The organism is Streptomyces prunicolor, from assembly GCF_045162825.1.
Taxonomy (GTDB): Bacteria; Actinomycetota; Actinomycetes; order Streptomycetales; family Streptomycetaceae; genus Streptomyces; species Streptomyces prunicolor.
Map to the genome: position 1 here is coordinate 4370492 of NZ_CP108676.1, position 21415 is coordinate 4391906.

The 21415-nt window shown below is 70.2% G+C and carries 22 protein-coding genes; 10 read left to right on the forward strand and 12 right to left on the reverse strand.

The annotated features are described in order from the left end of the window. Positions 1–19 precede the first annotated feature (19 nt). From OG588_RS19655 to OG588_RS19665, 3 genes are all read right to left on the reverse strand, one after another. Entirely contained in the window at positions 20–775 is a 756-nt protein-coding gene (locus tag OG588_RS19655; protein WP_405948428.1) for an LPXTG cell wall anchor domain-containing protein, read from the reverse strand. Between the two features lie 248 nt (positions 776–1023). Then, positions 1024–1551, reverse strand: a complete 528-nt coding sequence (locus OG588_RS19660) for an ATP-binding protein (RefSeq protein WP_019063980.1) — start codon at positions 1549–1551, stop codon at positions 1024–1026. 230 nt (positions 1552–1781) lie between these two features. After that, on the reverse strand, positions 1782–2159 hold the full coding sequence (locus OG588_RS19665; protein WP_019063981.1) for an STAS domain-containing protein: 378 nt from the start codon (positions 2157–2159) through the stop codon (positions 1782–1784). Between the two features lie 324 nt (positions 2160–2483). Here OG588_RS19665 and OG588_RS19670 point away from each other — a divergent pair, with 324 nt between their 5' ends. The 3 genes from OG588_RS19670 (at position 2484) to OG588_RS19680 (ending at position 5370) form a co-directional block, all read left to right on the forward strand. Then, positions 2484–3365: an RNA polymerase sigma factor SigF gene (locus OG588_RS19670; RefSeq protein WP_266857686.1), complete on the forward strand. Its 882-nt coding sequence runs from the start codon at positions 2484–2486 to the stop codon at positions 3363–3365. A 165-nt stretch (positions 3366–3530) separates the two neighbouring features. Then, complete coding sequence (locus tag OG588_RS19675; protein ID WP_405948429.1) at positions 3531–4460, forward strand: aminoglycoside phosphotransferase family protein; 930 nt, start codon at positions 3531–3533, stop codon at positions 4458–4460. A 106-nt stretch (positions 4461–4566) separates the two neighbouring features. Further along, the gene (locus OG588_RS19680) at positions 4567–5370 is read left to right on the forward strand and encodes a DUF5995 family protein (protein WP_405948430.1); all 804 of its coding nucleotides are present in this window, start codon (positions 4567–4569) and stop codon (positions 5368–5370) included. A 31-nt stretch (positions 5371–5401) separates the two neighbouring features. Here OG588_RS19680 and OG588_RS19685 read toward each other — a convergent pair whose 3' ends face one another. After that, positions 5402–6301: a hypothetical protein gene (locus tag OG588_RS19685; protein ID WP_405948431.1), complete on the reverse strand. Its 900-nt coding sequence runs from the start codon at positions 6299–6301 to the stop codon at positions 5402–5404. After that, a complete protein-coding gene (locus tag OG588_RS19690) occupies positions 6301–6714 on the reverse strand; it encodes an ATP-binding protein (RefSeq protein WP_266857694.1) in 414 nt (137 codons plus the stop codon). Before OG588_RS19690 ends, OG588_RS19685 begins: the two co-directional genes overlap by 1 nt. 196 nt (positions 6715–6910) lie before the next feature. On the opposite strand from OG588_RS19690, the gene OG588_RS19695 reads away from it, so the two are divergent. From OG588_RS19695 to OG588_RS19710, 4 genes are all read left to right on the forward strand, one after another. Beyond that, positions 6911–7762 (forward strand): helix-turn-helix domain-containing protein, encoded by an 852-nt coding sequence (locus tag OG588_RS19695; RefSeq protein WP_405948432.1) that lies wholly within the window; start codon positions 6911–6913, stop codon positions 7760–7762. An 8-nt stretch (positions 7763–7770) separates the two neighbouring features. Further along, positions 7771–7965, forward strand: a complete 195-nt coding sequence (locus OG588_RS19700; protein ID WP_405948433.1) for a DUF397 domain-containing protein — start codon at positions 7771–7773, stop codon at positions 7963–7965. Positions 7966–8053: 88 nt separating this feature from the next. Further along, complete coding sequence (locus OG588_RS19705) at positions 8054–9235, forward strand: serine hydrolase domain-containing protein (protein ID WP_405948434.1); 1182 nt, start codon at positions 8054–8056, stop codon at positions 9233–9235. A gap of 179 nt (positions 9236–9414) precedes the next feature. Further along, complete coding sequence (locus OG588_RS19710; protein ID WP_405948435.1) at positions 9415–10287, forward strand: alpha/beta fold hydrolase; 873 nt, start codon at positions 9415–9417, stop codon at positions 10285–10287. Between the two features lie 110 nt (positions 10288–10397). On the opposite strand, the gene OG588_RS19715 is transcribed toward OG588_RS19710, so the two are convergent. The 7 genes from OG588_RS19715 to hutU all read right to left on the reverse strand — a co-directional run bounded on the left by OG588_RS19715 (position 10398) and on the right by hutU (position 18404). Then, a complete protein-coding gene (locus OG588_RS19715; protein WP_405948436.1) occupies positions 10398–11375 on the reverse strand; it encodes a CehA/McbA family metallohydrolase in 978 nt (325 codons plus the stop codon). A 19-nt stretch (positions 11376–11394) separates the two neighbouring features. Further along, positions 11395–11802, reverse strand: a complete 408-nt coding sequence (locus OG588_RS19720) for a hypothetical protein (protein WP_366097279.1) — start codon at positions 11800–11802, stop codon at positions 11395–11397. A 416-nt stretch (positions 11803–12218) separates the two neighbouring features. Then, positions 12219–12812, reverse strand: coding sequence for a winged helix-turn-helix domain-containing protein (locus tag OG588_RS19725; RefSeq protein WP_405948437.1), 594 nt, complete (start codon positions 12810–12812; stop codon positions 12219–12221). A gap of 90 nt (positions 12813–12902) precedes the next feature. Then, the gene (gene hutI, locus OG588_RS19730) at positions 12903–14090 is read right to left on the reverse strand and encodes an imidazolonepropionase (protein ID WP_405948438.1); all 1188 of its coding nucleotides are present in this window, start codon (positions 14088–14090) and stop codon (positions 12903–12905) included. A gap of 83 nt (positions 14091–14173) precedes the next feature. After that, positions 14174–15520: a formimidoylglutamate deiminase gene (locus OG588_RS19735; protein ID WP_405948439.1), complete on the reverse strand. Its 1347-nt coding sequence runs from the start codon at positions 15518–15520 to the stop codon at positions 14174–14176. Beyond that, a complete protein-coding gene (locus OG588_RS19740; RefSeq protein ID WP_405948440.1) occupies positions 15517–16743 on the reverse strand; it encodes an allantoate amidohydrolase in 1227 nt (408 codons plus the stop codon). The genes OG588_RS19735 and OG588_RS19740 overlap by 4 nt, the downstream gene beginning before the upstream one ends. Continuing rightward, positions 16740–18404: a urocanate hydratase gene (gene hutU / locus OG588_RS19745; RefSeq protein ID WP_405948441.1), complete on the reverse strand. Its 1665-nt coding sequence runs from the start codon at positions 18402–18404 to the stop codon at positions 16740–16742. Before hutU ends, OG588_RS19740 begins: the two co-directional genes overlap by 4 nt. Positions 18405–18553: 149 nt before the next feature. On the opposite strand from hutU, the gene OG588_RS19750 reads away from it, so the two are divergent. The 3 genes from OG588_RS19750 (at position 18554) to OG588_RS19760 (ending at position 21414) form a co-directional block, all read left to right on the forward strand. Further along, complete coding sequence (locus OG588_RS19750; RefSeq protein WP_405948442.1) at positions 18554–19960, forward strand: diaminopimelate decarboxylase; 1407 nt, start codon at positions 18554–18556, stop codon at positions 19958–19960. A gap of 183 nt (positions 19961–20143) precedes the next feature. Then, on the forward strand, positions 20144–20542 hold the full coding sequence (locus OG588_RS19755) for a hypothetical protein (RefSeq protein ID WP_405948443.1): 399 nt from the start codon (positions 20144–20146) through the stop codon (positions 20540–20542). Beyond that, complete coding sequence (locus OG588_RS19760; RefSeq protein WP_405948444.1) at positions 20539–21414, forward strand: transcriptional regulator; 876 nt, start codon at positions 20539–20541, stop codon at positions 21412–21414. Before OG588_RS19755 ends, OG588_RS19760 begins: the two co-directional genes overlap by 4 nt. Position 21415 lies beyond the last annotated feature (1 nt).

Genomic DNA, 21415 nt, shown 5'->3' on the forward strand with positions numbered 1-21415 from the left:
TCCAGCGGGCTCAGGGCTGTCAGCGACGGGCGCGGGCCGTCTGGTTGCGCCGGGTCAGCCACAGGGTGCCCGCCGCGCCCGCGAGCAGGACCGTGCCGCCGAGCGTGCCGAGGGCGATGACGGAGTCGTCGGGGCCGGTCTTCGGGAGCGTGCCGCTGGAGTCCGTACCGGTGCCGGAACCGGTGGAGCCCGTGGAGCCCGTCGAGCCCGTGGAGCCCGTCGAGCCCGTCGAGCCCGTCGAGCCGCTGGATCCCGACGAACCGCCTGCCGCCGTCACGTCCAGCGTGAGGGACGGGCCGGGGCTGTTGGTGGGGGTGCAGGTCGTCGTCGTACCGAGGGCCTTGATGGTGAGGACGGCCGCGGTGAACGTGACCTTGCCGGTCGCCTTCGGGGTGTACGTGCCCGTCAAGTCGTTGATTTTGATGGGGGTGTTGGCGGGGATCGCGGCCTGGTTGGCCGGGCCCGACACCGCGACCGTGCCGCTGTCGGCGCCGCCCAGTTTGATGGTGGCGCTCGGGCTCATCGCGCCCTTGCCGAGTTCGACGGGGCTGGACGAGACGCCCTTCTGCCAGGACATGGTGAGCTGGTAGCCGCTGCCGCTCTTGACACCCTTGATGTCGATCGGCGAGACGGCGGTCTTGACGCCGATGGGCGTCTGGCACTTGTAGTTGACGTCGACCACGTCGGCCCGGGCTGCGGGGGCGGCCATGAATAACGCCGAGCCGGCCAGGGCCGCGACGGACGCGAGCGCTGCGGTTCGTTTCTGGTACGACACGGTCCCCTCATTCCTGACGGCACATCAGATCGGCCGTCAAGGTACGCCCGGGGTCGTGAGGAAGGAAGACAAGGCGCACGCCGGAGTTGTGACGATCCGGCGTACGTGAGGGGGTGATTGAGGAGGGGTGAGCGGGAAGGAGGGGGCGAGCGGACGGGGCGGGCGGGCCGATCGGGGTGACCGTGGGTAACCCAAGGTGAGCGTCGGCCTGGCAGACCGGCGGACCGACCGAGCAGGGCGGACGGGCCCTACGCGGGCGCGCCCAGCTCCGCCCAGACCGTCTTGCCGGTGACTCCCGGGGCGCGGACGACTCCCCAGTCCAGGCACAGCCGCTGCACGATGAACATGCCGTGGCCACCGGGGCGGCCCGCGCGGTGCGGGGTTCTGGGGGCGGGCTGGCCCGTGCCGCGGTCGGAGACCTCGACCCGGATCACCTTCTTGTCGCAGGTGATCCACATCTCGTCCGGGCCTTCGGCGTGCAGACAGGCGTTGGTGACCAGCTCGGAGACGACGAGGAGCACGTCCTCGGCGGCGGCACGCCGGTCGGCGCCCTCGGCGGGCAGCCAGCCCCAGGCGTACAGGGCCTGGCGGGCGAAGTCGCGGGCCAGCGGTACGACCCCGCTCTCGCCCGCGAAACTGAGCCTGCGGGTGTCCCGGCCCACGGCCGGTTCGGCGTCGTCCCCGACGGACGGCACGGCAGCGCCTCCGGCGGGCGCCTCCGCGGCGCCACCGGACTCCGGGCGGTCGCCCGGCGGGTAGGGCCGGGTGGTGCTCATCAGCGCTTCACCTCACCGATTCACCGGTTCACGATTCACAAGTCGGTACGGGTTCAAGAGTCAGTCGGTACGTGTTCAAGAGTCAGTACGTGGATCAGGAACGATTTCGTCGCTCACGGTCTCGACAGGTTCAGATGTTCTCCTGCCCGAGCGAACCGGCAAAACACCCCTTACTCGGCACGGAAGACGAGGCACGGGGAATCCGCCGGTCGCGCGGGGAGGAACGGGGCTCAGCCGGACTCATCGGCGAGGGCGGCCCCAAGGGTGTCGTGGACGGTGAAGACCGCATCCGCCCCGGTGATCTCGAACACGCGCGCCACCGCGGGCTTCATCCCCGCGAGGTGCACCCCGCCGCCTGCGGCATCCGCCTTCAGGCGCGCGCCGAGCAGTACGTTCAGACCCGTGGAGTCGCAGAACTCCAGCCGTGAGCAGTCCACGACGAGCCGTGCGTACCCATGGGCGAGCAGGTCCTCCAGCGGCTCGCGCAACAGATCGGCGGTGTGGTGATCCAACTCACCCGCCGGTGTCACGACAGCGCTCAGGCCCTGTTTCCGCACCTCGACCAGAAGCCGGCCAGACTGTGCGCTGCCGACCGTCCCGCGGTCCATGCCGTCTCTCTCTCCCGAGGTCGTGGCTGTTGACGTTCGCCCTGGAACACTACGCCTTCCTCACACTCTCCAACACCCGAACAACCGCCCATAAATGGACATATGGGTGCACAGCGCACTTGCGGCGGGCTCCGGAAAACGGGTAGGGCTAGTAGAGACAAGTATTTGGACATTCGATACGACGGACAAGTCCGGCCACCGACCGGCTCTCGCCCCGACTGTCGATACGACCGACCGACCGACACGACCGGCTTTGGAGGCGCCGCACTCCGCAGTGCACGCACCGGCTTCGGCAGCCATATGCCGAGAACGATGGAGGACGCCATGTCACCCCGGCTCGACGCATCGCCTACCCCGACAGCGACGTCGACACCCCCACCGGCACAACTGGATCCCAATCCCATCGAGGGGCTCCCCGAGATCCCCCCGTACGACGAGATCGGCGCCGTCGACGCACGGGCGCTCTCCAAGACCCTCTTCGAGCGCCTGGAATCGCTCGAGGAAGGGACGCACGAGTACTCGTACGTCCGCAACACGCTCGTCGAGCTCAACCTCGCGCTGGTCAAGTTCGCCGCCTCCCGCTTCCGCTCGCGCAGCGAGCCGATGGAGGACATCATCCAGGTCGGCACCATCGGCCTGATCAAGGCGATCGACCGCTTCGAACTCAGTCGCGGCGTCGAGTTCCCCACCTTCGCGATGCCAACCATCATGGGTGAGATCAAGCGCTTCTTCCGCGACACCTCGTGGTCCGTGCGCGTCCCGCGCCGCCTTCAGGAACTCCGGCTCGACCTGGCCAAGGCCGGCGACGAACTGGCCCAGCAACTCGACCGCGCCCCCACGGTGGCCGAGTTGGCGGAGCGCCTGAAGCTCTCCAGGGACGAGGTCGTCGAGGGCATGGCGGCGTCAAATGCCTACACCGCCAGCTCACTTGACGCCCAGCCCGAGGAGGACGACTCCGAGGGCGCGCTGGCGGACCGGATCGGCTACGAGGACCACGGGCTCGAAGGCATCGAGTACGTCGAGTCGTTGAAGCCGCTGATCGCCGAACTCCCGCACCGGGACCGGCAGATCCTCTCCCTGCGCTTCGTCGCCAACATGACGCAGTCGGAGATCGGCGACGAACTGGGCATCTCGCAGATGCATGTGTCGCGGCTGCTGTCGCGGACACTGGTGCGGCTGCGGAAGGGACTTACGGTCGAGGAGTAGGCCCCGACTTGATTTTCCGGGAGCTGGTCTTCCCGGTCTTCCTGGTCTTCCCTGCCTGTGCTGAGCGCGGCGCGCGTGTGCGTGCGCCGCGCTCAGGCCGTTCCCGGCGTGTTTCGGATCATTCGGAGCGTCGGTCAACTCGCCTCCCGGCTACGGTTGTTGCCCATGACAGCCACCGAGCCGGACACCACGGACATCGACGAGGCCTTGATCCGGGATCTGTTGCGCGAGCAGTACCCGGAGCTGGCGGATCGCCCCCTGAAGCTCGGCGCGCTCGGCTGGGACAACCAGGTGTGGCGGCTCGGCGACGACCTGGCCGTCCGATTGCCGTGGGCGACGGAGTCCGCGGACGCGCTGCTGCTCAAGGAACACACCTGGCTGCCCGCTCTCGCCCCGCACCTTCCCCTGCCGGTCCCGGTCCCGCAGCACCTCGGTGAACCCTCGGAACGTTTTCCACGCCCCTGGCTCATCACCACCTGGGTACCGGGCGAGCCCGCCGACCGCGCGCCCGTGACGCGCGGCGCGGAAGCGGCCGTAGCGCTGGCCGCCTTCCTGACCGCGCTGCACCGCCCCGCCCCCGAGGGAGCACCCGGGGGACGGGACCGCGGCGGCCCGCTGGCCGACCACGCCGAAGGCTTCGCCCTCGGGCTCGCCTCGGCCACCGAACTGGGGCTGATCCGCGACCCGGACGCCGTACGGAGGGTCTGGGAGGACGCCGTAGCCGCACCCGAGTGGACGGGCCCGGCGCTGTGGCTCCACGGTGACCTGCATCCGGCCAACGTCCTGACCACGAACGGCACGTTCGCCGGCGTGATCGACTTCGGCGACCTCTGCGCCGGTGACCCCGCCTACGACCTCGCCGCCGCGTGGATCCTGCTGCCGGACGGCGCGGCGGACCGCTTCCACGAGGCCTACCGTCCGACCCCCGACCCCGCGACCCTGCGCCGCGCACGGGGCTGTGCGGTGCTGCGCGCGCTCGCCGGCCTCCACATCGGGCACGCCGGCGACCACGGCCGCCCCGGGGGCAAGTCCACGTGGGGGCCACCGGCCCATGCTTCGCTACGGCGCCTCGTCGCATCGCCGACGGGAGGTTGAGAAAAGGGGGCTCAACTGCCGGAGCACGGTGGTAGGACAGGGACCGGCAGTACGGACAACGGCCGGGGCGCGGGCCGAACGAGCCACTGCGGGACGGGAGTTGGGCATGGCGGGCACCACTGGCATGGCGGCACAGAACATCGACGAAGTTGTGGACGGGCTCGCGGAAATCGTGCGGGAGGCAACGGATGCCGGTGACCGGGTCGGATATTTCGCGGCGCTGTACCGCCAGGTGACCGTCGAGATCCGCAAGGCCATCCACGCCGGGCAGTTCGAGGACGGCCCCCGGATGGACCGCTTCGACACGCTCTTCGGCAACCGTTACTTCGCCGCGTACGACGCCTGGCGCCGTGACCGGAGCGGGCCGCGCTGCTGGCGCGAGACGTTCGGGCTGCTCGACGACGGCGACACCGTCATCGTCCAGCACCTGGTCCTCGGCGTGAACGCCCACATCAACCTCGACCTGGCCGTAGCCGCCGCGCGGACGAGCCCCGGCGCGGACATCCACGCGTTGCAGCACGACTACCTGCTGGTCAACGACATCCTCGCGGGGGTGGTCCTGGTGCTGGAGGACTCGGTGGGCGCCGTGTCCCCCCTCCTGTCCCTGCTGGACAAGGTCGGAGGCCGCACGGACGAGGAGATCCTGGACTTCAGCGTCGTCCAGTCCCGGCAGGAGGCCTGGTACAACACGGTGCTGCTGGCGGGCCAGACGGAGGCGCAGCGCGAGGTCACCATCGAACGGCTTGATGTCCGGGCTGCGGTGCTCGCGCGGTTGATCGCCCGGCCGGGCCTTCTCGTCCGCCCGGCGCTTGAGCTGATCCGTCACACGGAGAGCGGTGATGTGGCGGCTGTCATCGCGCATCTGGACGGGGCGATGGAGCGGGCGTCCGCCGGGCGGGAGGCGAGCTGAGGCCCGGCGGATCGGCCCTCCGCCTCCGGTCTCAGGGGCCCTCGGTGAACAACTCCCGCGCGTCGGTGATCTCGTGGGAGCGGTCGAACCAGGTGCCGAGTTCGTCCAGGTCGGTGGAGGCGAGGATGCGGTCGCGGACGTCGGCGGGGACGTCGATCTGACGCCGTTGGAGGGTACGGAGAATGGCCTCCGCCCACCCCTCAGCGCGCCCCACCTCCCGGCCTTCTTCCCGGCCTTCACCTCGCACCTGCTCCGCCAGCGGGTGCCGCCAGAAGTACTGGATCGCCGTCATCAGGTCCCTCCACATCTGCTGGGCCTGGCGGTCTGCCAGGCACGAGTCGACGAACTGCACGAAGACCGCGGCACTGTCCGGGTCGATGGTCCGCAGGGCGGTGGCCAGGTTTTCCAGTATGGCGGCGGCCTGCGGGCCACGGCCATGCGTCATGGCGGAAAGCACCGCAAGGGGTACGTCCCGTTCGGCCTCCCGCTCGTCCACGATCACCGGCACGTTGTCCGGCCCGAGGACGAAGGGGCGCACCGTCAGCGAGGGGCACCCGCGCACCCCGAGATGGATGGGCTCCGCCGCCCAGCGGGCCGTGGCGCTGTTCTGGGTGATGACGATGAGCACTGGTTCGCAGCGGTACTTCTCGTGCAGGTAGCTGAGGTAGTACGGCCAGCTGCTGCGTTTCCTGTCGTCCGGCTTGCCCTGTGATTCGACGACCAGGAGGTAGGCACCGTCGTCGGTCTCCGCCCGGAGCAGCGTGTCCACGCGTTTCTCGACCGGTTCGATCTCGGTGAGGTCCACGTTCATGGCGGCGAACTCACGCGGTTCGGGGAAGGGGATGCGTAACACGCTCTGCAGGGCGCGGGTGAGAAGCGCGGGGTCCTTCTGGAAGATCCGGTGCAGCGCTTCGTGGGACGAGCTGACCACTACGCCGCCTCCAGTTCGCACCACACGTACTTGCCGCGCTGCCCGTTCCTCGACAACGGCTGCCACCCCCAGCAGTCGGAACAGGCCCGCACCAGCGCCAGCCCTCTCCCTGCCTCGGCGTCCAAGAGCTCCCCCAACTGCCCCGGCGGTTCAGGGGGTTCGGGGTCCGCGTCCCACGCCCCGACACGCAGCACCCCCGCCGACCAACGCACGCGGAGCATCACCGGCCCCTTGGTGTGGAGTACGGCGTTAGCCACCAACTCCGTTGCGAGGAGTTCGGCGGTGTCCACGACCCGGATGAGGCCGTGCGCGGTGAGGACCAGGCGGAGGGTGCGGCGACAGACGGTGACGGCACGGCGATCGTGCGGCACGGAGAGGGAGTACTCCCAGGGTTCGGGCTCGGTTTCGGGCATGGGGCAGCTCCGGACGGGGTGAGGTGGGTGATGGGCGCGGGCGGTGGCATTGCCGCAGCCGTCATGGCAGGGCGGAGCGGTGCGCTTCCGTAGGGTGTGCGTCGCATCACCGACAGTAGGGTGTAAATTCGTACCCTCGCAACCGCCTCGCGTAATCTGACCCCGAACGAGGAGTCCCAGAGAGGCAGTTACTCGGATGACCATGCGGAGCCAGCCCACCGCCCGACACGTGCGTCTGGGTTCCGAGTTGCGCAAACTGCGGGAGGCCGCAGGCAAGCCGGCCAAAGAGATCGCCGGGCTCCTCGGGTCGAGTTCGGCGCACATGAGCCAGATCGAAGCCGGGAGTTCAGCGATCAGTGAGGAGCGCCTACGCAGGTTGGCGGCTCACTGCGCCTGCACGGACGAGGAGTTGATCGAGGCCCTTGTAGCGATGGCGACCGAGCGCACACGCGGGTGGTGGGACGAGTACAAGGGAGTCCTGCCCCAGGTGAACCTGGACGTGGCCGAGGCGGAGCACCATGCGAAGTTCCTGCGGGAAGTCGTCATCACACACGTCCCCGGGCTGCTCCAGACACCGGACTACGCGCGGGCCGTCTTTGGCTACATGCGCCCTGAACTGCCGGAGAGTGAGCTGGCACCCCGGGTGGACCACCGGATGAAACGGCGAGCCGTCATCGAGGGCGACGACCCGACCCCGTACGAGACGATCGTCCACGAGTTCGCCCTGCGCATCCGCGTGGCCGACCGCCAGGCATCCATCGCTCAACTCCGCCGCATCCTGGCCGAGATCGAGCAAGGGCACGCCTCCGTGCGTGTCATCCCCATCGACCAGGACGACTTCGCCGGTGCCGGCGCCTCGATGATGTACATGGGCGGTCCACTGGCCCAACTGGACACCGGGCTCAGGGACACCCCAGGTGGGACCATGTTCATCGATGCCGAAGCACAGTTGAAACGGCTCCGAACACTCTTCCGTAAAGTGGAGAAGGCGTCGCTGGAACCCACGGCGTCACGGGACTTCATCCACCACCTGACGAAGGAACTGTGAGACGCATCATGAGCCACGCCCTGCACTGGCAGAAGTCCACGTTCTCGGACGGCGGCGAAGGCAACACCTGCGTCGAACTCGCCGCCACCCCTACCACCCTCCACCTCCGCGAAAGCGACACCCCCCACACCCAACTCACCACCACCACCGCCCCGTTGACCCACCTCATACGCAGCCTGAAGTCGGGCCTGTTCCGCACCTGAGCACACCCGCCCTGGGGGGGATATCCCCCATCGCGATCCTGGGGCACACCGGATCGCCCCCGCCGGAGGCCGAAACTAGCGTTCAGCCATGACTTCGGCCCTGCGGAAGCACCTCGCCATGGCACTCGGTGTCGCCACGCTGCTCGCCGCCGAGATGGGCACTGCCGTAGCCCAGCCCGCCGGTACCGCCCCTGCGGAGCAGCTGCGTCAGGACGCCAAGGCGATCCACGCCCTCGGTGTCAGCGGAGTGCAGGCCCGTACGGTCGCGCCGAACGGCAGGGAGTCCGTCGCCGCCAGCGGTACCGCCGACCTGAACACCGGCCGCCCGGTCCGCTCCGACGGCTACTTCCGTATGGCCAGCACGTCCAAGACGCTGGTCGCCACCGTGGTGCTCCAACTGGACGCCGAGGGCAGGCTGTCGCTGGACGACACGGTCGACCACTGGCTGCCAGGTGTGGTGCGGGGCAACGGCAACGACGGCACCCGCATCACCATCCGCCAACTGCTCCAGCACACCAGCGGAATCCACGACGACCTCCCCGGATACACCACACCGGAGGAGTACTTCCAGCAGCGCTACGCCGTCTACAGCCCCGAGCAGTTGATCGCCCGCGCCATGACCCACGCACCGGACTTCCCACCGGGCGAGGGCTGGAGCTACTCCAACACCGGTTACGTCCTGCTCGGCACCATCATCCAGAAGGCCACCGGCCAGCCCGCCCACCAGGAGATCGACGACCGTATTCTCCGTCCGCTCGGCCTCAACCAGACCCGCTGGGGCGGTACTTCGTCCACCCTGCCCCGACCGCACGCGAAGGCCTATCAACTCTTCGGGCCCGATTCCTTGGTGGACGTCACCGAGCAGATACCGGTGGACTACGAGAACCTCTCGTACGTCACGACCACCCGCGACGAGAACACCTTCCTCCGCGCACTGCTCGTCGGCCGCCTGCTGCCCCCGCGACAACTCGCCGAGATGAGGCGAACCGTCCCCGTGAGCGCGGAGGTCCAACTGCTGTGGCCCGGCGGCCGATACGGACTCGGCCTGGCCGAACGTCCCCTGAGTTGCGGAGGAACCTACTGGAGTCACGAGGGCGGCGACGGCGGCTACATCACCCTCAACGGCGTCACCGGCAACGGCAGTCGAAGCGCCGTGGTCTCCATGTCCGAGGCCCGCGGCGACACCCTGGACCACATCCTCGCCCAGGAGAACGCGGCCAGCGCCCTGATCGACCACGCGTTGTGCGCCGGGACCCCCAACACCCCGTAGTCAGAGCAGAGTTACCGGGTTGCTCAGCGCCGCCATCCGCCCTCCCGGATGACGCACCTCGAGTTGACCCACCTCGTACACGGCAAGAAGTCAGGCCTGTTCCGCGCCCGCGCTCGGGCGAACTGCTCAGACCTGTCACGGAGTTCAGGATCACCAGGGACGCCTGGAACACTGGCTCGATGTTCAGCCAGAGCATCGTGGCCGTGTCCACCGAACCGACCGTGGAGCTGTTCGTCGCACAGACCCCGGGACCCGCCGAGCGCACCCTGCTGGTGATCCACGGCGGTCCTGACTGGGACCACACCTACCTGCGCGAACCGCTCGCCCAGCTCGCCGGTCGCCGTCGGGTGATCCTGGCGGACCTGCGCGGCTGCGGGCGTTCCACCCGTGGCCTCGCCGATGACGCGTACACCCCTGCCGCAGCCACCGGCGATCTCACCGTCCTGCTCGACGCACTTGTCACCGGTGTCACCGGTGACACCGGGCCGGTCGATGTCCTCGGTTTCTCCTACGGCGGCCTGATCGCCCAGCGCCTGGCGCTGGCCGCACCCGAGCGCGTCCGGCGGCTCGTTGTCGCCTCCAGCAGCATCCTGCCGGTGCCGCCCTGTGCCTTCGACGGCTGGCCCGAACGCACCAGACGGCTCGCTGCCGAGGCCGCCGTATGGTCCGACCCCTCGCTGTCCGGCCCGGAGCTGACCCGCGCGGCGGCGTTCGCAGCAGCGGAGGCGAACGTCTGGCGCCCGGAGGCGCTGCCCGACTACCTGGACCGCCTGGCCACTGTTCGCTTCACGGCCGAGTGGATGCGTCCCTGGCGGGCCGGCACCCTAGCCCCGGCACGTCACGAGGACGCCGCCCGGCAGCTCGCCGCACTTGACCTCCCTCTCCTCCTGCTCCACGGCCGACAGGACATGATCTTCCCGGCGCTCCTCGCCGAGGAAGCCGAGCGGCTGATCCCCTCCGCCCGCGCCGCGGTCCTCGACGAAGCCGGCCACATGGCCCACATCGATCAGCCCACCGCCTGGCTCGACGCCCTCACCGACTTCCTGTCCTGACCGTTGAACCGGGCGATTGAACCGGGCGATGGATAGCGCCAAGTACATCGGCGTACATCGACGGTTACCTCGATGTCGCGCGGAACCCGGGATCGTGAGCCGACCGGCGTTCAGAGCAGAACGATCGGGTTGCTCAGTGCCGCCATCCGCCCACCAGGACCCGGATGACGCACCTCGACCCGGACGAACACCGACTCCCGCGCACGCGCACCGATACGCCACTCCACCGCGCCCACCCCCGCGACGGACAACGAAGCAACGTGGACCTCCCCCGCCCCCGTATGAAAACTGACCACTCCCGAAGGCACCCCACGCACGCCCACCCGAGCCACGACCGGCTCGCCGCAGCGCTCCAACTGCCCACCGATACCAACTCGTTGAGCGCCCGAAGAGACCTCGAACGACAACTCGACGTCGGCAGACTCGGCGATCCAACTCCGCCCGCCACGGATACCGGCGAGCACCGCGTCCGTACTCAACTCCCCGGCCTGGACGACGGTGTGCGGAACACCGATCTGACCCGACAGATGAGCGTCGCTGTTCCCCATCGCCGGCCGCCACCCGCCCCGCCGCCGGATGTCCGTACCGAGACTCCGCCCCCACTCTCCCAACGCCGCCTCGTTGTCCGCCTGCCAGGGCAGGTCCGAGCTCCACGGCCCGTTCCACACCTCCACCACGTCGAACCCCTGGTACGGGTACAGGAACGTGCCCGAGTCGTACGGCGCGTGCGGATGGGCGACCACGCACAGCCCGCCCCCGCGACGGACCTCGTCGAGATGCCGGTCGATCACCTCGTCCCGCACGCCGTACCGCCAGTCGACGACCCGCCCGTACCGGACACCCAGCGCAAGCCAGTGCCCGGTACGGGTGGTGACCTCCTGACCCAGAATCACCAGCAGGTCGTCACCGGCGTAGCGACCCCAAGTGCCGTGCGTATCGGCGTTGTTGTGCTCGGTGGCCGCCAGGAAGTCCAAACCCGCCGCACGGGCCTCGACAGCAAGACGTTCCGGTGTCAGCTCACCGCCGTGCGAACACACCGAGTGCACGTGACAGTCGCCCCGGTACCAGCCACCTTCTCGAACGGCCACCTTCTCGAACGGCACCCGATCACGCGGCGTCGAGGGCATCGGTGATCTTGCGGGTCATCTCGGCCATGACGGGGCTGGACTGGTTCTTGCCGGTCCGGGTGCCCGCGTCGAGGGCTACGAGGACGGTGCCGCGGAAGTTGGCGGCCTCGGCCGGGTCCTGCTTCTTGAGCACGCTCATCGCCTCGGTCAGGGCCGGCAGCACGCGGTCGGCGATTTCGGCCACGGACTTGCCGTTCAAGCCCTTGATCTTCGACTTCTCGGCGAGCACGTACCCGATCGGGCCGGTCGCGGAGGCCAGGGCGATGCTGCCCTGGGTGGCGACCTTGTGCGGCGAACCGGCGGCACCGGCGGCGGCCATGAGCGAGACGGCGCCGTACGCGGCGGTACGAACGGTGGTCTTGTCCTGGTCGGTGAGGTTGATGCCCATGGTGATGTGCTCCTTAGGTCCGTAGATCAGTTTCCCGCTGATTCCTTCTGACCCAGAGCCTGTGCCCACCCGGTTTCACGACGCCCTCACCGCGCTTTCAGCGCACACGCGGCCCATGAAATTCGGCCCTCCCTGGCGGAGTTCGCGGAAGCACGGCCACAGTCAACTCAGACGCTAAAAAGCGGGCAACGAAGTTTGCGCCTCTCAGACTTCCGTCGGGCGCGGTGACGCCGACGAGTGCAGGAGTCGTAGGCCCGTCTCGACCAGTAGCCAGCCGAGGCGAGCTCGAACCGGGGTACCGGTCCGGACCGGACGGTCGGCGCGGGTGGTTCGGCACAGCTCCCAGGCGCGGGCCTGTGCACGCAGATCGGCGGCGCGGGCGGCATGGAGGCGGAGGTGTAAATCCGGGTGGTGGTTCATGATGCGGCTTCCCCCCGGCGGTTGCGGAACGCTACACGCAGCACGGTCACCGGCTCGGCCCCTTCTGGGCGTCGTGACGGGTCGTCGAACCGCTCACCGTAGGACTCCAGCAGCATCGAGATCCGCTCCCCCACCTCGGCGAGTTCGGCGGCCGTCAGGTAGACGATGTCGTCGCCGAACTGCTCCGCCTCGCGCCACTCCCGCGGCAGTTGCTGCCGGGTCTCGGCCGCGTGGGTCATCCTCTCGACGTACAGCTCCGCCACGGCAGTGTTGAGCATCTCGGCCGCCTCGCTGTCGACGTCCTGCCAGTCGGTGTAGCGGGCCGTGGCCCGCCAGGGCTTCTCCCGGCCCTGGCCTCCCTCGGCTTCCTCGACCAGGCCGTACTTGGCGAGCATCCGCAGGTGGTACGAGCAGCTGGCCACGGACTCGCCGGTGAGCTCCGCGGCGCGGGTCGCGGTGAATGGCCCTTCAACGCGCAGCAGCCCGACCAGTTTCATCCGGGTGGGGTGGGCGTAGGCCCGCAGGGCGCGAGGGTCCGCAAGATGGACGGAGCGCTTCGGAGTGCCAGCTTGGGGCGTGAGCTCGGGCATGCGTCTAAAGCTATCTTTCTAAAGACTCCTTTACAAGCAGTTCGAGGAATCACGAACCGCCCTCTTGGACGCCCCGTGCAGCGACGTCAGTCAGACGACCCGCACTCCCCGCCGCCACACCCCCCTCACCAACGGCACCCCCGGCCGATAAGCCAAATGCACATGGCTCGGTGCATCCAGGAGCACCAGGTCCGCCCGCACCCCCACCGCGACCCGCCCCACGTCGTCCCGTCGCAACGCCGCCGCCCCGCCCGCCGTAGCCGCCCACACCGCCTCGTCCGGAGTCATCCCCATGTCCCGTACCGCGAGCGCGATGCAGAAGGGGACGGAGGACGTGAAGGACGAACCCGGGTTGCAGTCGGTGGACAGCGCGACCGTGATGCCCGCGTCCAACAGGCGGCGCGCGTCCGGCCATTGCGCGCGCGTCGAGAACTCGGCGCCGGGGAGCAATGTGGCAACCGTCGCGCCGCTCGCCAGCGCGTCCACGTCCGCGTCCGTGAGGTGGGTGCAGTGGTCCGCGCTCGCCGCGTCCAGTTCTACGGCTAGTTGGACCCCCGGGCCGTACGACAACTGGTTGGCGTGGATGCGCGGGTGGAGGCCCTTCGCCCGCCCCGCCGTGAGGATCGCGCGCGCCTGGTCGCCGTCGAACGCGCCCTTCTCGCAGAACACGTCGATCCAACGGGCGTGCGGGGCGCAGGCGTTGAGCATCTCGCCGGTGACCAGGGACACGTACGCGGCCGGGTCGTCGGCGTAGTCGGGCGAGACGATGTGCGCGCCGAGGTACGTCACCTCGTCCGTGTGCGCGGCGGCGATCCGCAGCGCGCGGGACTCGTCGGCGACCGTCAGACCGTAGCCGGACTTCGTCTCGAAGGTGGTGGTGCCCTGGCGGAGCGCCTCGTCCAGGTAACGGGTGAGGTTCGCCTCCAGTTCCCCGTCGCTCGCCGCGCGCGTCGCCGCGACCGTCGTACGGACGCCGCCCGCGCTGTACGCCCGCCCGGACATGCGGGCGTTGAACTCCTGCGTGCGGTCGCCCGCGAAGACGAGGTGCGAGTGGGAGTCCACGAAGCCCGGCAGGACCGCCCGCCCACCGGCGTCGACCCGATTGTCAGTGGCGGGTGCTTTGCTTGTTTCACCGGTCCACGCGATGCGGTCGCCGTCGATGACGACAGCCGCGTCCTGGATCAGACCGAGAGGGGATCTGTCACCGAGGGAGGGGTCGTTGGTGACCAGCGTGGCGATGTTGGTGATGACAGTGGTGCTGGTGCTGGTGCCGCTCATCGTGTCCTCGTGGGTGTGGGGGGTCGTGCCCTCGTGGGTGCGGGGGATCCTTGCCTCGTGGGTTCGGGAGGCGGCGATCGGCTCTACGCGCGCAGGGCTTCGACAGCTGCGGCGAGCGCCTGCGGCACATCCGGTACGAGCGCGTGCGCGCCGTCACGTACGACGTGCCGCCCGCCCACGACCGTGTGCCGTACGTCCGCTGCCGTCGCCGCGAATACGGCCGTCTCGGCGCCGAGCCTGGGCACCGGCCCCGCTGTTCTGACCGAGTCGAGCGCGATCGTCGTGAAGTCGGCGAGCGCGCCTGCCTCAAGAGTGCCCACTTCCTCCCAGCCCAGCGCGGCGTGACCGTCGGCCGAGGCCGCGCGGAGCAATGCCGCCGCCGTCCAGTGACCCCGTGTGCGGGTGCGCAGCCGCTCGTTCAACTCCATTGCGCGGGCCTCTTCGAGGAGGTCGATGACGGCGTGGCTGTCCGAGCCGAGGGAGAGGGGTGAGCCGGCGCGCTGGAGGGCGACGGCTGGGCCGATGCCGTCGGCCAGGTCCCGTTCCGTCGTCGGGCACATGCAGGTGCCGGTGCCCGAGCGCCCCAGCAGCTTGATGTCCTCGTCCGTGAGGTGGGTGTTGTGGACGCCGGTGGTGCGGGGGCCCAGTACCCCGTGGTCGGCGAGGAGTTGGGTCGGGGTGCAGTCGTGGGCGGTGCGGCAGGCGTCGTTCTCGGCGGTCTGCTCGGACAGGTGGACGTGGAGCGGGGCCCGGCGCTCCTCGGCCCACCTCGCCACCGTCGCCAACTCCCGTGCGGGCACGGCCCGTACGGAGTGGATGGCGGCACCGATCCTTGCGTGATCTTGTTCCTTGAGAAGTGAACAGCGTTCGGCCCAGGCGTCCGCGCTTCCGTCGGAGAAGCGCAGCTGGTGGCGGTTGGGGGGCTGTCCGAAGCCGGAGGAGAGGTAGGCGGTGTCGAGGAGGGTGATGCGGATACCGGCTTCGGAGGCGGCGGCGATCAGGGCCTCGCCCATGGCGTTGGGGTCGGCGTACGGGGTGCCGCCGTGGGCGTGGTGCACGTAGTGGAACTCGCCGACCGCCGTGATCCCGGCCAGCGCCATCTCGGCGTACACCGCGCGGGCCAGTGCGTGGTAGGTGTCCGGGGTGAGCTGGTCGGCGAAGGAGAACATGAACTCCCGCCAGGTCCAGAAGGTCCCGGAGCCGACCTGGACGGTGCCGCGCAGGGCGCGGTGGAAGGCGTGACTGTGGGCGTTGGCGAGGCCGGGGAGGGTGAGGCCTCGGAGGGGCTCGGCGCCGGGGGGCGGGGCGTCAACTCCGGTACGGACGGCTGCGATTCGCCCGTCCCTCACCTCCAGGGCGACGCCCGGCTCGACGTTGGTGTCGAGCCAGGCGTGTTCCAGCCAGTACGTCCGCGTGGTGGGGTGCGTCACCTGCAGGCCAGCCCTTCCAGTACGTCGGCGAGTGCGGTCACCCCGGCCACGCAGTCGTCCTCGGCCGCGAACTCGGCCGGGGAGTGCGAGACGCCCGTGGGGTTGCGCACGAACAGCATGGCGGTCGGGATGCTCCCGGAGAGGATTCCGGCGTCGTGTCCGGCACCGGTGCCGAGGACGGGGACGTTCAGGCGCGTGTCCTCGCCGTTCTTCCCCAGGACTCGGGCGAGTTCGTCGCGCAGGGCGTGGTCGAACTCGACGACCGGGGTGAAGGACTCCCGGACGATGTCGAGGTCGATGCCGTGCGCCTCGGCGTACTCGCGGGCCGCCTTCTCGACGCCGGTGACCACGGTGTCCAGGGTCGCCTGGTCGGCGGCGCGGGAGTCGAGCCAGCCGCGCACCAGGGAGGGGATGGCGTTGACGCCGTTCGGTTCTACGGCGATCTTCCCGAACGTGGCGACGGCGCCCGCGAGTTGGGCCTCGCGGCGGGCGGCGAGCACGGTCTCGGCGTACGACAGCATCGGGTCGCGCCGGTCCACCAGCCTCGTCGTACCGGCGTGATTGGCCTCGCCCCGGAAGTCGAACCGCCACCGCCCGTGCGGCCAGATGGCACTGGCGATGCCTACCTGGTCTCCGGAGAGGTCGAGGGCGCGGCCCTGTTCGACGTGGAGTTCGACGAACGCGCCGATACGGGCGAGCCGTTCGGGGTCGGGGCCGATGGCGTCGGCGTCGAAACCGGCCGCCGCCATGGCCTGCGGCAGGGTGACCCCGTCGCCGTCGGTCAGCCGGTGCGCCTGCTCGACGGTCAGTTGCCCGGCGGTGAGCCGCGACCCGACACAGGCGAGCCCGAAGCGGGCGCCTTCCTCGTCACCGAAGTTCACGATGGCGAGCGGCTTGGTGAACTCGACGCCCCTGCCGCGCAGTTCGTCGAGCGCGGCGAAGGACGACACGACGCCGAGGGGGCCGTCGAAGGCCCCGCCGTCGGGTACCGAGTCGAGATGCGACCCGGTGACGACGGCGTCCCCGGCGGCGGGATCCCCGAGCCAGGCCCACTGGTTGCCGTTGCGGTCGAGCTCGTAGGTCAGGCCGCGTGACTTGGCCTGCGCCTCGAACCAGTCCCGGCATTCGGCGTCGGCGCCGGTCCAGGCGTAGCGGCGGTAGCCGCCGGAAGCAGAGTTGCGGCCGATCGGCAGCAACTCCGCCCACATGCTGTGGAAGGTCACGCCTCTCCACCCTCGCGCATCGGCACCCGCACACCCCGCTCGTCCGCGACCCGCTCCGCGATGTCGTATCCGGCGTCGACGTGGCGGATGACGCCCATGCCGGGGTCGTTGGTCAGGACCCTGCGGATCTTCTCGCCGGCGAGGGCCGTGCCGTCGGCGACCGTCACCTGGCCCGCGTGGATGGAGCGGCCCATGCCTACGCCGCCGCCGTGGTGGATCGACACCCAGGATGCGCCGGAGGCCACGTTGACCATCGCGTTCAGCAACGGCCAGTCGGCGATCGCGTCGGAGCCGTCGAGCATGGCCTCGGTCTCGCGGTACGGGGAGGCGACGGAGCCGGAGTCCAGGTGGTCGCGGCCGATGACCAGCGGGGCGGCCAGTTCGCCGGAGGCCACCATGTCGTTGAAGCGCTCGCCGGCCTTGTCGCGCTCGCCGTAGCCGAGCCAGCAGATGCGGGCGGGCAGGCCCTGGAAGTGGACGCGTTCGCCCGCCATCTTGATCCAGCGGTGCAGGGACTCGTTCTCCGGGAAGAGGTCGAGGATCGCCTTGTCCGTCTTGTGGATGTCGGAGGCCTCACCGGACAGGGCGGCCCAGCGGAAGGGGCCCTTGCCCTCGGAGAAGAGGGGGCGGATGTAGGCGGGGACGAAGCCGGGGAAGGCGAACGCCCGCTCGTACCCGGCGAGTTGGGCCTCGCCGCGGATCGAGTTGCCGTAGTCGAAGACCTCGGCGCCGGCGTCCATGAAGCCGACCATCGCCTCGACGTGCTTCGCCATGGACTCGCGGGCGCGGGTGGTGAAGCCCGCCGGGTCCTTGGCGGCGGCGTCGGCCATGTCCTCGAAGGCGATGCCGATCGGCAGGTAGGCCAGCGGGTCGTGGGCCGAGGTCTGGTCGGTCACGATGTCGATGGGGGCGCCCTCGGCGAGCATCTGCGGGAACAGTTCGGCGGCGTTGCCGAGGAGGCCGATGGAGAGCGGGCGGCGGGCGTCGCGGGCCTCGACGGCGAGCTGGAGGGCGTGCGCGAGGGAGTCCGCGCGAACGTCCAAGTACCGGTGCTCGATGCGGCGTTCGATGGCGCGCGGGTCGACGTCGATACAGATCGCGACGCCGTCGTTCATCGTCACGGCGAGGGGCTGGGCGCCGCCCATGCCGCCGAGGCCGGCGGTGAGGGTGATGGTTCCGGCGAGGGTGCCGTCGAACTTCTTCGCGGCCACGGCGGAGAAGGTCTCGTAGGTGCCCTGGAGGATGCCCTGGGTGCCGATGTAGATCCACGAACCGGCGGTCATCTGGCCGTACATGGTCAGGCCGAGGGCCTCCAGGCGGCGGAACTCCTCCCAGTTGGCCCAGTCGCCGACCAGGTTGGAGTTGGCGATGAGGACACGCGGTGCCCACTCGTGGGTCTGCATCACGCCGACCGGGCGGCCGGACTGGACGAGCATCGTCTCGTCCTGCTTGAGGGTGCGCAGGGTGCGGACCATGGCGTCGAAGGAGCGCCAGTCGCGGGCGGCCTTGCCGGTGCCGCCGTAGACGACGAGCTTGTCGGGGTGTTCGGCGACCTCGGGGTCCAGGTTGTTCTGCAGCATCCGCAGGGCGGCTTCCTGCTGCCATCCCAGGGCGCTCAGTTCCGTACCGCGCGGTGCTCGTACGGGGCGGGGTCCTGACATGGTCTGCCTCCTAGCGGACTGCTCTCAGCGGATCTGAGCTACGCGTTTTTACTGTTGCTATTCACATCCTGACTTCGTGAATAGAACTAGTCAATACATCGGGGCGTCTCTGTGGGCAGGCTCTGAATGTTTGGCTGGATGTACCGATCATGGGCGACGACACAACGGGGGCTGCAGTGAACGACGAAACCCAGGGTCACACGGACGGCGCCGAACGCACCGCCCGCCGGGACGAAGCCGTACAGGCCGCCGTGGAGCAGGGGCTGCTGGGGCCCGGCGCCCCCATCGCCGCGCTGCTGGACGTCACCGGTGTCCGGGAGTCGGCGGCGGCGCTCCGCGCGGCGTTCGACGCGGTGACCGCGCCCGGGACGCCCGTACTGCACGCGTTCGCCGTGAAGGCGAGTCCGCTCGTGCCGGTGCTGCGGCTGCTGCACGAGGAGGGCATCGGCGCGGAGGTGGCGAGCCCGGGTGAGCTGGCCCTCGCGCGGGCGGCGGGCGTACGGCCGGAGCGGACGGTGCTGGACGCGCCCGCGAAGACGCCGGCGGAGTTGCGGGAGGCGCTGGCGCTGGGGATCGCCGTGAACGCCGACAATCCGCAGGAGTTGGAGCGGATCGACGGGCTGATGCGGTCGGCGACCAGTCGTTCCCCGCTCGGGATCCGGGTCAATCCGCAGATCGGGGGCGGGTCGATCGCGGCGCTGTCCACGGCCACGGCGACCTCGAAGTTCGGGGTGGCGCTGCGGGACGAGGGGGCGCGGGAGTGGGTGGTGCGGGCGTTCGCCGAGCGGCCGTGGCTGACCCGGCTGCACGCGCACACCGGGTCGCAGGGCATCCCGCTGTCGCTGCTGGCGCGGGGCGTGGAGGAGACGTACGAGCTGGCTGAGGAGATCAACGCGCGGCTCGGGCGGCGGCAGATCGACACGCTCGACATCGGCGGCGGCCTGGGGGTGAACTTCGGTTCGGACGCGACGAGCCCGACGTACGCGCAGTACGCGCGGCTGCTGAAGGAGGCGGTGCCGGGGTTGTTCGACGGGCGGTACGGGCTGGTGACCGAGTTCGGGCGGTCGATGCTGGCCAAGCAGGGCACGGTGGTGGCCCGGGTCGAGTACGCGAAGAGTGCCGGTGGGCGGCCGATCGCGATCACGCACGCGGGCGTGCAGGTCGCGACGCGGACGGTGTACGCGCCGCAGTCCTGGCCGCTGCGGATCGCCGCCTACGACGGGAAGGGGCGGCCCAAGATGGGGGCGGACGTGGTGCAGGACGTCGCCGGGCCCGCGTGCTTCGCGGGGGATCTGCTCGCCGAGGGGCAGGCGTTGCCCTTGCTGGAGCAGGGTGACTACGCGGCGGCGCTGGACACCGGGGCGTACTACTTCGCGGCGCACTACGCCTACAACTCCCTTGCCCGGCCGGGGATTTACGGCTTCGTGCGGGACGGTGCCGGGGGTGTGTCGTTCGCGACCGTGCGGGAGCCGCAGACGGTGGCGGAGATCGTGGCCGAATCCGGAGGGGCGCACGCCGCCGCGCTCACCACCCTGCGGGCGCCCGGGCGCCGTTGACGCACGCCCGTACGAGCAGGGTTCAACTGACCCATGCAACTGGTGTGAAAACGGGGTCAGTTGACCCACCTTAGTCACTCGAGGGCATGTTCCACCGGAAAATGCCAGATCCCTCACCCCTCGGCCACACGGTGCGTAGCTTCGTCGTCACTCAGCCGAACCGCAGGCGGGAGGGGAGCCACGGTGCCCGGAATCGACGAGTGCTTACTGGAGGCCATGCGACTGCCCGGTGCCCGGGGCGCCGCGCTGGTCGACTGGACGAGCGGGCTGGCCCTGGGCGTCGTAGGAGAGTCGCCCGGGGGTGACCAGGAGGCCAGTGCGGCCGAGGCCGCGGAGTTGGCTCGGCTGGCGGCCGAGCACCGGGCGTTCGCGGCCGTCGGGGCGGACGGTCAGGCGGCCGACGATCCGCCGCTGGAGGATCTGATCGTCAGCAACCGGGACAGCTATCACGTGCTGCGGTTCGTGCGGACGTCGTTCGACAGCAGTGTGTTCCTGCATCTGTGGCTGACCCGCGCGGAGGGCAATCTCGCGCTGGCCCGGATCCGGCTCGGCGAGATGGCCGGACGGCTGGTGCTGGGATGACGGCGGTCAAGGCCACGCCCACCACCCCGCCGCCCCGGCTGCCCGTACGGGACAAGGCCGCCGCCGGTGAGCGGGGGTGGGGCGGGGCCTCGCCGATGCTGACGCGGCTCGCCGCCGAGAAGGCCACCGGTGTCCTCGTCCGCGAGCGCGGCAGCCTGCATCTCGTCGACGGCCACGTCGTGCACGCCGAGAGCCCGTCCGCCCCCGGCCTCGAACTGCTCCTCACCGCGCACGGCACCCTGGGCGCCGAGGCCTGGGAGGCGGCGGCCCGGGCGACCGACGACCGGCACGCCACGACCCGACTGCTGCTGGACGACGGCCTGTTGAGCCCGGGCGCGCTGGAACTGTGCCATCTCGGGGCGCTGTACGACGCGGCGTACTTCGTGCTCGCGCCGAGCAGCACCCCGGGGCGTTTCCGGTACGGCGTCACGCATCCGATCGGGGGTGTGCGGCCGGTTCCGGTGGCCGCGCTGGAGCGGGAGACGCTGCGCCGGCGCGATCTGCTGCACCGCGTCTGGCCGGACGCGGCGACGGACGGCGCGCCGCTGGTGCGGGCCGACCCCGTCGCGCCCCCGCCGGTCACCGCCCGGCAGGCCGCGGTGCTGGCCCAGGTCGACGGCGTCCGTACGGCGCCGGACATCGCGCGGGTGCTGGGCCGGCGGGCGTACCCCACGCTGCTGGACGTCCGGCGGCTGGTGTCGGCGGGGCTCGTGTCGCCCCGGCCGCCCACGCCCGCCACCAGACCCTCACCCGGCACCACCGGTGCTGGCACCGGCACCGGCACGACAGATGCCGACGGCACCGATCCCCATGTCACCGACCCCGACATCACCTTGCTGAAGAGGCTCAGAGATGCGCTGGAGGCCCTTTGAG

Excerpts from the sequence above, each read along its gene's own strand:
- OG588_RS19660 (WP_019063980.1), bottom strand. The coding sequence starts at position 1,551 with ATGAGCACCACCCGGCCCTACCCGCCGGGCGACCGCCCGGAGTCCGGT.
- OG588_RS19665 (WP_019063981.1), bottom strand. The coding sequence starts at position 2,159 with ATGGACCGCGGGACGGTCGGCAGCGCACAGTCTGGCCGGCTTCTGGTC.
- OG588_RS19670 (WP_266857686.1), top strand. The coding sequence starts at position 2,484 with ATGTCACCCCGGCTCGACGCATCGCCTACCCCGACAGCGACGTCGACA.
- OG588_RS19675 (WP_405948429.1), top strand. The coding sequence starts at position 3,531 with ATGACAGCCACCGAGCCGGACACCACGGACATCGACGAGGCCTTGATC.
- OG588_RS19680 (WP_405948430.1), top strand. The coding sequence starts at position 4,567 with ATGGCGGGCACCACTGGCATGGCGGCACAGAACATCGACGAAGTTGTG.
- OG588_RS19690 (WP_266857694.1), bottom strand. The coding sequence starts at position 6,714 with ATGCCCGAAACCGAGCCCGAACCCTGGGAGTACTCCCTCTCCGTGCCG.
- OG588_RS19695 (WP_405948432.1), top strand. The coding sequence starts at position 6,911 with ATGACCATGCGGAGCCAGCCCACCGCCCGACACGTGCGTCTGGGTTCC.
- OG588_RS19700 (WP_405948433.1), top strand. The coding sequence starts at position 7,771 with ATGAGCCACGCCCTGCACTGGCAGAAGTCCACGTTCTCGGACGGCGGC.
- OG588_RS19705 (WP_405948434.1), top strand. The coding sequence starts at position 8,054 with ATGACTTCGGCCCTGCGGAAGCACCTCGCCATGGCACTCGGTGTCGCC.
- OG588_RS19710 (WP_405948435.1), top strand. The coding sequence starts at position 9,415 with ATGTTCAGCCAGAGCATCGTGGCCGTGTCCACCGAACCGACCGTGGAG.
- OG588_RS19720 (WP_366097279.1), bottom strand. The coding sequence starts at position 11,802 with ATGGGCATCAACCTCACCGACCAGGACAAGACCACCGTTCGTACCGCC.
- OG588_RS19725 (WP_405948437.1), bottom strand. The coding sequence starts at position 12,812 with ATGCCCGAGCTCACGCCCCAAGCTGGCACTCCGAAGCGCTCCGTCCAT.
- hutI (WP_405948438.1), bottom strand. The coding sequence starts at position 14,090 with ATGAGCGGCACCAGCACCAGCACCACTGTCATCACCAACATCGCCACG.
- hutU (WP_405948441.1), bottom strand. The coding sequence starts at position 18,404 with ATGTCAGGACCCCGCCCCGTACGAGCACCGCGCGGTACGGAACTGAGC.
- OG588_RS19750 (WP_405948442.1), top strand. The coding sequence starts at position 18,554 with ATGGGCGACGACACAACGGGGGCTGCAGTGAACGACGAAACCCAGGGT.
- OG588_RS19760 (WP_405948444.1), top strand. The coding sequence starts at position 20,539 with ATGACGGCGGTCAAGGCCACGCCCACCACCCCGCCGCCCCGGCTGCCC.